Annotated in this window: 8 protein-coding genes; 1 reads left to right on the forward strand and 7 read right to left on the reverse strand. The window is 69.2% G+C overall.

Annotated elements, in window-relative coordinates; genetic code table 11:
- Positions 1-102: 102 nt before the first annotated feature.
- From Q0R13_RS12490 to Q0R13_RS12520, 7 genes are all read right to left on the reverse strand, one after another.
- The gene (locus tag Q0R13_RS12490) at positions 103-1,575 is read right to left on the reverse strand and encodes an SH3 domain-containing protein (protein ID WP_293904360.1); all 1,473 of its coding nucleotides are present in this window, start codon (positions 1,573-1,575) and stop codon (positions 103-105) included.
- A 16-nt stretch (positions 1,576-1,591) separates the two neighbouring features.
- Positions 1,592-3,607, reverse strand: coding sequence for a caspase family protein (locus tag Q0R13_RS12495; RefSeq protein ID WP_293904362.1), 2,016 nt, complete (start codon positions 3,605-3,607; stop codon positions 1,592-1,594).
- 246 nt (positions 3,608-3,853) lie between these two features.
- Positions 3,854-4,435 (reverse strand): hypothetical protein, encoded by a 582-nt coding sequence (locus Q0R13_RS12500; RefSeq protein ID WP_293904364.1) that lies wholly within the window; start codon positions 4,433-4,435, stop codon positions 3,854-3,856.
- 91 nt (positions 4,436-4,526) lie between these two features.
- Positions 4,527-4,925 carry an MAPEG family protein gene (locus Q0R13_RS12505; RefSeq protein WP_293904366.1) on the reverse strand — a complete coding sequence of 133 codons (399 nt, stop codon included), beginning with the start codon at positions 4,923-4,925 and terminating at the stop codon, positions 4,527-4,529.
- A gap of 103 nt (positions 4,926-5,028) precedes the next feature.
- Complete coding sequence (locus Q0R13_RS12510; RefSeq protein ID WP_293904368.1) at positions 5,029-6,264, reverse strand: argininosuccinate synthase; 1,236 nt, start codon at positions 6,262-6,264, stop codon at positions 5,029-5,031.
- A 73-nt stretch (positions 6,265-6,337) separates the two neighbouring features.
- Positions 6,338-8,263, reverse strand: a complete 1,926-nt coding sequence (locus Q0R13_RS12515; RefSeq protein WP_293904370.1) for a potassium transporter Kup — start codon at positions 8,261-8,263, stop codon at positions 6,338-6,340.
- Positions 8,264-8,470: 207 nt separating this feature from the next.
- A complete protein-coding gene (locus Q0R13_RS12520) occupies positions 8,471-9,157 on the reverse strand; it encodes a MarC family protein (RefSeq protein ID WP_293904372.1) in 687 nt (228 codons plus the stop codon).
- 61 nt (positions 9,158-9,218) lie between these two features.
- On the opposite strand from Q0R13_RS12520, the gene pyrF reads away from it, so the two are divergent.
- Positions 9,219-9,956, forward strand: coding sequence for an orotidine-5'-phosphate decarboxylase (gene pyrF / locus Q0R13_RS12525; protein WP_293904374.1), 738 nt, complete (start codon positions 9,219-9,221; stop codon positions 9,954-9,956).
- Positions 9,957-10,029: the final 73 nt, after the last annotated feature.

Raw genomic sequence — 10,029 nt, forward strand, 5'->3', positions numbered from 1 at the left:
ACAGAGCCCATCACGCCCTCCTCTCGGACAACCAGCGTGAATCACTGTTCGGCCCTCAAGGGAATCCCCTGAGTCAGCGTCAGCGGCGATTGGTATGAGGGCCTACCCCCAGCGCCAGTTGCTCAGCATCGCGTAGAAGACGTTCTCCCGGCGTTCGCTGGTCTGGATGTCGGTCATCAGGCTGGAGAGGCGGCCCTTGCCGTTGTCGCGGGCGGCGATGACGGTCTGGTTGTAGGCCCGGATGTTGGTGGGCCCGGCCACGACCGGCGGCGGGGGCGGCGGCTTGGTCGCGCCGGCGCCCTTGCCGCCTTTGCCTTTCGGGGTGTTGGCGGCGACCTGCACCGGCGCCGAGCCGGGCGGGCCCAGGTCGGCGGCGCGGACATAGCCGGAGGCGCCGGCCACGTCGATCTCCCACCAGCCGCCGTCGGCGGCGGACGTCTTCGGCTTCACCTCGCGCCCGGCCGGGAAGGTCATCAGCACGGCGGCCGAGGCGACCGGCGCCGAGCGCACCGCCGTGGCCTTCAGCGCCACCAGGGTGGGCGCGGGGGCGACGGCCTGGGTCTGGGCCGGCGCGCCGGCGGCCGGAGCGGCGCCCTTGGCCGGCATGGCCAGCTTGGTGGTGGCCGGCGCGGCGGCATAGGCCGGGGCCTGGCCGCCCAGCACGTCGGCTTCCGAGGAGCCGTCGGTCATCGCCCGGCCCTGGGTGAAGGTCTTGGCCATGCCGATGTGCTGGTCGACCACGCCGCCGGTCAGGTCGATGTCCTTCTTCAGCGCGCCGGTCAGTTCGGTGCGCTCGCGCCGGATGGCCTTGCGGTCCTTGTCATTGCTGGCGCCGGCCAGGCGGGTGTTGATGTCGGTGAGCTGGCGCGAGCGGCAGTCCACCAGGGCGCTGCCGTCGGTGACGATCTCGCGGCTCACGGCCAGCTGGCGGGCCGCGTCCTGGTCGATGTTGTAGGAGGCCTTGCGCAGGTCGCCGCCGGCCTCCTGCTCCTTGAGCTGGGCATAGGCCTCGGCCGTGGCGACGATGGCCACCAGCACCGCCAGGGCGGCATAGGCCTTCAAGTTGTCGCCGCCACCGCCACCGCCGAAGCCGCCACCGCTGATCCCGGGCACCTGCAGGCCCATGGCGCCGGAGAGCATGTCCTGGCCGAACAGCATCCCCGCAGGACTGGCCGCCGCCGCCGAGGGTGCTGCGCCCTGGCGGTTCTGCGACCCGGCCGCCATCCCGGCCGCCGCGCCCATCATCCCGCCCAGGCCGCCCATGGCCCCGCCGAGGCCGCCGCCCCCACCACCGCCCGGCATGCCCGGCATGCCGCCGCTCATCACGCCCTTGGCGAGCACCATGGCGCCCTGTTTCAGGCCCTGGCCGATGGCCGCGCCCATCTTGGAGCGCTTCAGCTCCTTGTAGTCGGTGTCCAGCCTGACCAGCGGCGCGCGCTCTGTGGCGCAGGCGTTGAGCGCGGCCTCCCCGCCCTTGTTGCCGAACTGGGCCGCCGCCGGCTGGGCGTTGAGACTGAGCAGCGCGATCGCGCTGACCGCCATCCGGAAGCGCCGCGAGGCGTAGGGGTGGTCCATCTGGTCCCTCATGGGTTCACCGCGCGCCCAGGCGCTGGAGGTCGGCGCGCGAGGCGTCGTCGCCCGCCGCCACGGCCTTGCGGTAGTAGTCGAGCGCCTTCTTGCGGTCCGCCGACACGCCTTGGCCGGCCTCGTACATGATGCCGAGGTTGCGCATGGCCGCGGCGCTGCCGCGCTCGGCGGCGGCCTGGAAGAGCTTCACCGCGGCGGCCGGGTCGGCCCGCATGCCGGCGCCGCGCGCCGTCAGGCTGCCGAGGCCCAGGTAACCCCGGGCGTCGCCGGCGTTGGCGGCCTGGCGATAGTAGTCGGCGGCGCGGGCGTAGTCCTGCGACAGGCCGGATCCGTTCTCCAGCATCACGGCCAGGCTGGACATGCCCTCGCTGTTCCCGGCTTCGGCGGCGCGCTGGTACCACGTGGCGGCCTGGACGTTGTCGGCGCGCACGGCCTGACCGTCCTCATAGGCATAACCCAGGCGCACCATGGCCTCGGCGTCGCCCGAAAGCGCCGCGCGCTGGTAGAGGTCGAAGGACCGCTTCGCGTCGCGCGCGACCCCGTCGCCGCGCTCATAGGCGTCGGCCAGCTGGGCGATCGAGGGGCCGTCCCCGGCATCCACCGCCTTCTGCAGCCAGCCGGCCGCCTGGCGGGGGTCGGTCGCCACGCCGCGCCCGCGGTAATAGGCCTCGGCCAGCATGCCCATGGCGTTGGGCGAGCCCTTATCGGCCGCCTTCTGGATCCACTGGAAGCCGTCGGCCTCGTCCTTGGCGGTCCCGAAGCCGTTCAGCCGGCAGAGGCCCCAGTTGACCATGCCGCCGGAATGCCCGGCGTCTCCCGACGCCTTGAACCATCTGGCCGCCGCCGCGACGTCCTTGGGCGCGCCCTTGCCGGTCAGCGACATGACGCCGAGGTTGTACATGGCCGCGCCGTTGCCCTGGCCGGCGGCGACGGTCCAGTCGTGGGCGGCCGATTTGTAGTCGCCGCGTGAGAAGGCCTCGCGCGCGGAGGTCACTAGGTCCTGGGCCGGCGCCGCCGAGCGGGTGGCCACCTGGAATGAGCCGGGCCCCGACTTCTCCATGGTGTGGATGCGGTTCTGCGCCAGCTTGCGGAACGAGCCGGTGATCTCGCCGCGGTCCTGGGCGTCGATATAGGCCTTGAAGTCGGCCGGATCGTCGCTGTCCTTGATGGTCTGCCAGAAGACCTGGTCCTTCTCCCACTTGATCTTGGTGAGGTCCGCGCCGCCGCCGCCGGCGAGCGTGGTCTTCGCGGGCCCGTTCGGATCGAAGGTCCAGTGGACGTCGGGCCAGATGCCCTGCAGGTCGGGCGTCTGTTCGTTCTCGGTCATCCGGGCCACCTCGGCCTGGACGTAGCTGGGCAGCTCGCCGACCGTCATGCCCGGCCGGGTCATGCCCTGGGTGAGGGCGGTGGCGAAGGGGCTGTTGGCGGCCGAGCCGTCCTGGGCCACCTCGCCAGGCCCGGCGGCCATCAGGGTCACCACCTGGACCGAGCTGGCGCTGGTCTCGCGCACCAGGCCGCGGGTGTTGCCGCCCAGGCTGCGCGACGCCACCGGATTGTTGCGGCAGGCGTCCAGGATCACCAGCCGCACATATTTTGCGCCGATCAGCGCCTGGCCCAGGCGCGCGGACTCCACCGCCGTACCGGTCAGCGCGGTCTTGCTGGAGCTGACCGCATCCTTGGGCAGCAGGTAGTTCACGCCGTCGATCATCGCCCCGTGGCCGGCGAAATAGACCACCGCGGCGTCGGCGTTCTTCGCCGTCTCCTCAAAGGTCCCGAGGCCTTCGAGGAGCTGCACCCGGGTGGGGTTGGTCAGCACAGTGACCGTGAAGCCGAGTTTCTGCAGGGTCTGCTGGACCAGCTTGGCGTCCTTGGCCGGGTTGGCCAGGGTCGGGACCTTCTCATAAGCCGATACGCCAACGATCAGGGCCACCCGCCCCGCCGCCCAGGCGGCCTGGGCCGCCGCGGCGTTCAGCACGATAGCCAGCAGGGGCGCCAGTACGACAGCCCACCAGCGGCCCATCGATCGACGCTCTAACGGCGACCGATCCACGCGACGCATGACGTCCAACCTCCAGACAACGCGCACACCATACTCCGAAACACCGAAACACGACCTCCGCTCGACGATCAAGGTTCTGACCGGTCCGCGGCGGCCATGCCCGATCGGAGCGGGGCCGATAGGTATTCGTTGACGAGAGTCGGCCGGACGCGCCCCGGCGACGGAATTTCCGTGCCGGGTCCGTACGTTACCGTCGGGCGGATGGGCCTACTTGGCTTCGGGGTACTTGATCCGCGGCTTCAGGTTCTCGATCACCGCGCGGGCGTCGAAGGCCTTGATGTCCCCGGCGGGCTTGGCGCCCTTCTGCAGGACGATCTCGGCCGAGGCCTCGAACTTCTCGACCGTGCGGATATCCACCCGGTCGCCCCAGAAGGGATCGCCCCAGAAGGGGTCCCAGCCACGCCAGCCGGCGCCGTGGCCATAGTAGCGCCAGGATGGGCGCCAGAAGCCGTAGCTGCCGTACCAGGGAGAGTAGAAGGGGTCGGGCTCGACGTAGCTGTCGACCTTCTTGTCGGTGTCGCGGTTGACGATGGCGAACCAGTCGTAGCCGTTCTCCACCGTCAGCTCGGCGGCGCGGTAGAGCAGGTAGCCCTCCACCGTCTCGCGGCTGGTCAGCGAGTTGCCGTTGAAGGTCACCCGGAACCGGTTGGACTCCAGCTTGACCTCCGAGAACCCGCCGGCGGTCGGCTGGCCGCGGACGTTGGGCTGGTACGGCGTCTGTGTTGCGCACGCCACCAACCCGGCCGAAAGGACCAGGGCGGTGGCAAAAGCGACTGATTTTCTTGGCATTTGCGTCAGGTCTCGAAGCCGGAAGTCCCCATCGGGAGATACAGTAGTCACAACACTCGGCCGCAAATGTGGTTGCGGTGTTTCAGTCTGGCTAGGTGATCGCCAGCACATAGATCACCCGGCCCAGCGATCCGAACAGCAGCACCGCCACCGCCAGGGACTGGATCATGAAGCCCAACTCGCGCTTCTCCGCCGCCGCCGCATAGCCGCGCTGGTACAGAATCCGACCCACGATCCAGACCACGCCGAGCAGCGCGGCGACCAGGTCGCTCCAGTAGATGGCGAACAGCCACAGCGACGGCAGGAACATCGGAAGCCATTCCAGGGTATTGTAGTGGGCCCGGATGGTCCGCTCGAGCAGCGGATCGCCGGTCATGGCCGGCGCCTGGATGCCGCACTTGGCCCGCGCCCGACCGACCTGCAGGCCCATCCAGAGGTAGGTGAGCAGCGCCAGCATCGTAACGATGGCGACATAGGCGTGAGATTGCATGGTCCGTCCCCGTGGGCGACGGACAGGCGCCGCCGTTCACGGGGACCTTGGCGCCTTCCGTGCGCCGGGGGAACCGTCCGGCCGGGCCGCCGTGCGCCGAACCCTATTCGGCGGGACCGCCCGCGCGCCGGTCCCGCTTCGCCGCCACCCGCAGGCGCAGCGCATTGAGCTTGATGAACCCCGTCGCGTCGTGGTGGTCGTAGGCGACCTTGCCCTCCTCGAAGGTGACCAGGTCCTGGTCGTAGAGCGAGTAGGCGCTGGTGCGGCCGATGATGCTGACGTTGCCCTTGTACAGTTTCACCCGCACCTGGCCGGTGACCTTGGCCTGGCTGAGGTCGATGGCCGCCTGCAGCATCTCGCGCTCCGGCGCGAACCAGAAGCCGTTGTAGATGAGCTCCGCATAGCGCGGCATCAGCTCGTCCTTCAGGTGCATGGAGCCCCGGTCGAGCGTGATGCTTTCGATCCCGCGGTGCGCCGCCAGCAGGATCGTGCCGCCGGGGGTCTCGTAGACGCCGCGCGACTTCATGCCGACGTAGCGGTTTTCCACCAGGTCCAGGCGGCCGACGCCGTTGTCGTGGCCCAGCTCGTTCAGCCTGGTCAGCAGGGTGGCCGGGCTCATCGCCACGCCGTCGATGGCGACCGGGTCGCCCCTTTCGAAGTCCATCGTGAAGACGGTGGCCTTATCCGGCGCGTCCTCGGGGGCGATCGTGCGCATGTGCACGAATTCGGGGGCCTCGACCGCCGGGTCCTCCAGCACCTTCCCCTCGGACGACGAGTGCAGCAGGTTAGCGTCGACGCTGAACGGCGCCTCGCCGCGCTTGTCCTTGGTGATCTGGATCTGGTGCTGCTCTGCGAACGCCAGCAGCGCCTCACGAGACTTGAAGTCCCACTCCCGCCAGGGCGCGATCACGTGGATGTCCGGCTCCAGGGCGTAGTAGGCCACCTCGTAGCGGACCTGGTCGTTGCCCTTGCCGGTGGAGCCGTGGCTGACGGCGTCGGCGCCCAGCATCCGGGCGATCTCGATCTGGCGTTTTGCGATCAAGGGCCGCGCGATGGACGTCCCCAGCAGGTACTGGCCCTCATAGACCGTGTTGGCGCGGAACATCGGGAACACGAAGTCGCGCACGAACTCCTCGCGCACATCCTCGATGAAGATGTTCTCCGGCTTCACACCGGCGGCCAGCGCTTTCGCCCGCGCGGGCTCGATCTCCTCGCCCTGGCCCAGGTCGGCGGTGAAGGTGATCACCTCCGCGCCGTACTCGGTCTGCAGCCACTTCAGGATGATCGAGGTGTCGAGCCCGCCGGAATAGGCGAGGACGACCTTCTTGATGTCGGCCATGGGGTGTGGGGGCTTTCGGAGAGAGGTCGGGAAGTCGCGGGCCTTTAAGGGACAATGCGGCCGCGGTTCAAGCCTACACCGTCACCTGCGTCCCCATCTCGACCACGCGGCCGGGCGGGATCTTGTAGAACTCGGTCGGGTTGGCGGCGTTCTTCATCAGGAAGATGAACAGCTTATCCTGCCAGAGCGGCATGCCCGACTGGGCCGAGGGCACCACGCTGCGCCGGCCAAGGAAGAACGACGTCGCCATGATGTCGAACTTCAGGCCCTGCTTGCGGCAGAGGCCGAGCGCCTTGGGCACGTTCGGCGTCTCCATGAAGCCGTAGGCGATGATCACCTTCTTGAAGTCGTCGTTGACGGGTTCGATGCGCACCCGGTTCTCGTCGCTGACCCGCGGCGTCTCGGCGGTGTTCACCGTCAGGATGATGTTCTTCTCGTGCAGCACCTTGTTGTGCTTGAGGTTGTGCATCAGGGCGACCGGGGCGGTGTCCGGGTCGGAGGTCAGGAAGATCGCCGTGCCGGGGGCGCGGTGCGGGCCGCGGGCCTTAAGGATCTCGGCCAGCTCGATCAGGGGCACGCTGTCGCGCCGCGTCTTGTCGGTGAGGATGCGCGCGCCACGGGTCCAGGTCAGCATCACCAGGATCAGGCATGACCCCAGCGCCAGGGGCAGCCAGGCGCCGTTCAGGAACTTCAGCAGGTTAGAGGTGATGAACACCACGTCCAGCGAACCGAACACCGTCGACGCCAGGGCCGCCTGCCAGACCGGCCGCTTCCACATGTAGCGGACGATGTAGAAGAACAGCAGGGTGTCGACGAACATCGAGCCGGTCACCGCGATGCCGTAGGCCGAGGCCAGGTTGTGCGAGGTCTGGAAGGTGAACAGCAGGGCCAGCACGCCCAGCAGCAGGAAGGTGTTGACCTGCGGCACGAAGATCTGCCCCGCCTGGGTCTCGGAGGTCCGGCGGATGTCGATCCGCGGGAACAGGCCCAGCAGCGCGCCCTGCTGGGTCATGGAGAAGGCGCCGGTGATCACCGCCTGGCTGGCGATGATGGCGGCGATGGTGGCCAGCACGATGACCGGCCAGTAGACCGCCTGCGGGATCATCGCGAAGAAGGGATCGGACCGCGCCTCCGGGTGGCTCAGCACCAGGGCGCCCTGGCCCAGGTAGTTGAGCAGCAGGGCCGGCAGCACCAGGGCCAGCCACGCCATCTGGATCGGCTTTTTCCCGAAGTGGCCCATGTCGGCGTAGAGCGCCTCGGCGCCGGTCACCGCCAGGAACACGCTGCCGAGGATCACGAAGCCCAGGAACCCGTTTTTGATCAGGAACATGACGCCATAGTGCGGCGAGAGCGCCCGGAACACCGTGAAGTCGTCGGAGATGTGGTAGAGCCCCATCCCCGCCAGCACCGCGAACCAGACCGCCGTGATCGGGCCGAAATAGCGGGCCATGCTGGCCGTGCCGCGCGACTGCACCAGGAACAGGGCGATCAGGATGCCGGCCGAGATGGCCTGGACCGTGCCCTGGTCGAGGTGCTTGCCGACCCCGGGCGCGATCTTCAGGCCCTCGACGGCGCCCAGCACCGAAACGGCCGGGGTGATGATCCCGTCGCCATAGAACAGCGCCGCGCCCACCACCCCCAGCAGGAAGATGACCTGCGACCGGCCGCCCGGGCTGACCCGCTGGGCCAGCGCCATGAGCGCCAGGGTGCCGCCCTCGCCCTTGTTGTCGGCGCGCATCAGGAAGACGACGTACTTGACCGTGACGATCAGGATCAGCGCCCAGGTGATCAGCGATACCACGCCCAGCACCGCCAGCTCCCCGCCGCCGGCCCCGTGGCTGTGGCTGAGCGCCTCGCGCATGGCGTAGATCGGACTGGTCCCGATGTCGCCGAACACCACGCCGATCGACCCGAGCGAGAGCGCCCAGAATCCTTCCTTGTGTGCGGATTGGGGCGTGTCTTCGGACGCCTTGGCAGCGTCGACGGCCGTTTCAGCCATCTAGTATCTCCGAGGCGTTCACGCGAACACCTCCAGGCGGCCCCATGCCGTAGCGGCGGGCGCGAATACACCCAATCCCGGCGCCATTCAATCGCATGGCTCCTGTGACGCGAGTGCGGCGGCCACCTTAAGCCTCAACGGATACCTACACGCCCGGGTTTCGGGCGAATTCGTCGGCGGCCGTGGAAAAAGCGCCCGGATCACGTCCTAGCCGCCATAGGGGTTGGCGACGCCCGGGCGGATGAAGTGCAGCGTACTCTCCGAAAAGCCCGCCAGGATGAACTGCACCGCCAGAGCGCAGAGGATCAGGCCCAGCACCCGGACCACGATCATCAGCCCGATGCGGCCCAGAATGCGGGTGATCAGCGGCGTCGCCAGGAACGACAGGAAGGTCGAGGCCGCCACCGCCGCGATGGTCGCCACCCCCACCGCCATGCCGGCGAGGCCCATCGGGCGGGCCTGGCTGGCGTAGATGATCACCGTGGAGATCGCGCCCGGCCCGATCAGCAGCGGCATGGCGAAGGGCACGATCATCCGCTCGAACCGCTTGCGCACGAAGGCCCGGCCGGAGCCGGCGGTGGCGTCGGCCGCCTCCTTGAAGCTGTCGGCGAAGTCGTCCCGCGCCATTTCGAGCCCCAGCAGGAACAGGATCACGCCCCCCGCGATCCGGAACGCCGGCAGCGAGATGCCAAAGAACTGCAGCAGGCTGATGCCGGTGAAATAGAAGAAGGTCAGGAAGCCCAGCACGAACAGCGAGATGTAGAAGCTGATCCAGGCACGATCGCGCGCCTTGGCGCCCGCGGTCGCGGCGGCGAACAGCGGCACATTGCCGATCGGATCGATAAGGGCGAACAGGGCAACGAAGAAGTTGACCGCGAACTCGGTCTGGCTCATTCCCCGGTCTTAGCCCAAATCGAACACTGCGGACCACACCCCGCCCAGCCGGAGCCATGCCATGGTCGCCGCCGCCACGCTCGCGCAAGCCCCCAAAGCCGGCCATGCCAAGGCCGATCCACGCCTGATCGTGCCCCTGGACGTCTCCACGGCGGACGAGGCGCGCGCGACCGTCTCCGCCCTGGGCGAGACGGTCTCCTTCTACAAGGTTGGCCTCGAGCTCTTCGCGACCGGCGACGGCATGACCCTGGCGCGGGACCTGAAGGCGGCCGGCAAGCAGGTGTTCCTGGACTGGAAGCTGCACGACATCGGAACCACCGTTCAGCGGGCGGCCGCGGTGCTGGGCGCCGCCGGCTGCGACCTGCTTACCGTCCACGCCGAGCCGCAGGTCATGGCCTCGGCGGTGCGGGGCCGCGGCGCCTCCAGCCTGAAGATCCTGGCCGTGACCGTGCTGACCAGCCTGTCGGACGACGACCTGGCAGAGATCGGCTATCCCGACACCGTCCGCGCCCTGGTGGAGCGGCGCGTCCACCAGGCCATCGCCGCCGGCTGCGACGGCGTCGTCTGCAGTCCCCGCGAGGCCGCCCTGGCCCGCGCGCTCGGCGGGCGCGACTTCCTGGTGGTGACGCCCGGCGTGCGCCCCGACTGGTCGGCGAAAAACGACCAGGCCCGCGCCGCGACGCCGCTGGACGCCCTGCAGGCCGGCGCCTCGCACATCGTCTGCGGCCGCCCGATCACCGCCGCCAACGACCCCCAGGCCGCCGCCCGGCGCGTGGCGGCGGAGATGAGCGGGGCTTAGCGACCATGGCTCCTCCCCTGTCGCGGAGACGACGGGGGAGGTGGCTCGGCGCGAAGCGACGAGACGGAGGGGG

Origin of the sequence: Phenylobacterium sp. (genome assembly GCF_025351295.1) — a bacterium.
Lineage (GTDB): Bacteria > Pseudomonadota > Alphaproteobacteria > Caulobacterales > Caulobacteraceae > Phenylobacterium.

Coding starts and splice junctions, on each gene's coding strand:
- Q0R13_RS12490 (WP_293904360.1), bottom strand. CDS start 1,575: ATGGACCACCCCTACGCCTCGCGGCGCTTCCGGATGGCGGTCAGCGCG.
- Q0R13_RS12495 (WP_293904362.1), bottom strand. CDS start 3,607: ATGGGCCGCTGGTGGGCTGTCGTACTGGCGCCCCTGCTGGCTATCGTG.
- Q0R13_RS12500 (WP_293904364.1), bottom strand. CDS start 4,435: ATGCCAAGAAAATCAGTCGCTTTTGCCACCGCCCTGGTCCTTTCGGCC.
- Q0R13_RS12505 (WP_293904366.1), bottom strand. CDS start 4,925: ATGCAATCTCACGCCTATGTCGCCATCGTTACGATGCTGGCGCTGCTC.
- Q0R13_RS12510 (WP_293904368.1), bottom strand. CDS start 6,264: ATGGCCGACATCAAGAAGGTCGTCCTCGCCTATTCCGGCGGGCTCGAC.
- Q0R13_RS12515 (WP_293904370.1), bottom strand. CDS start 8,263: ATGGCTGAAACGGCCGTCGACGCTGCCAAGGCGTCCGAAGACACGCCC.
- Q0R13_RS12520 (WP_293904372.1), bottom strand. CDS start 9,157: ATGAGCCAGACCGAGTTCGCGGTCAACTTCTTCGTTGCCCTGTTCGCC.
- pyrF (WP_293904374.1), top strand. CDS start 9,219: ATGGTCGCCGCCGCCACGCTCGCGCAAGCCCCCAAAGCCGGCCATGCC.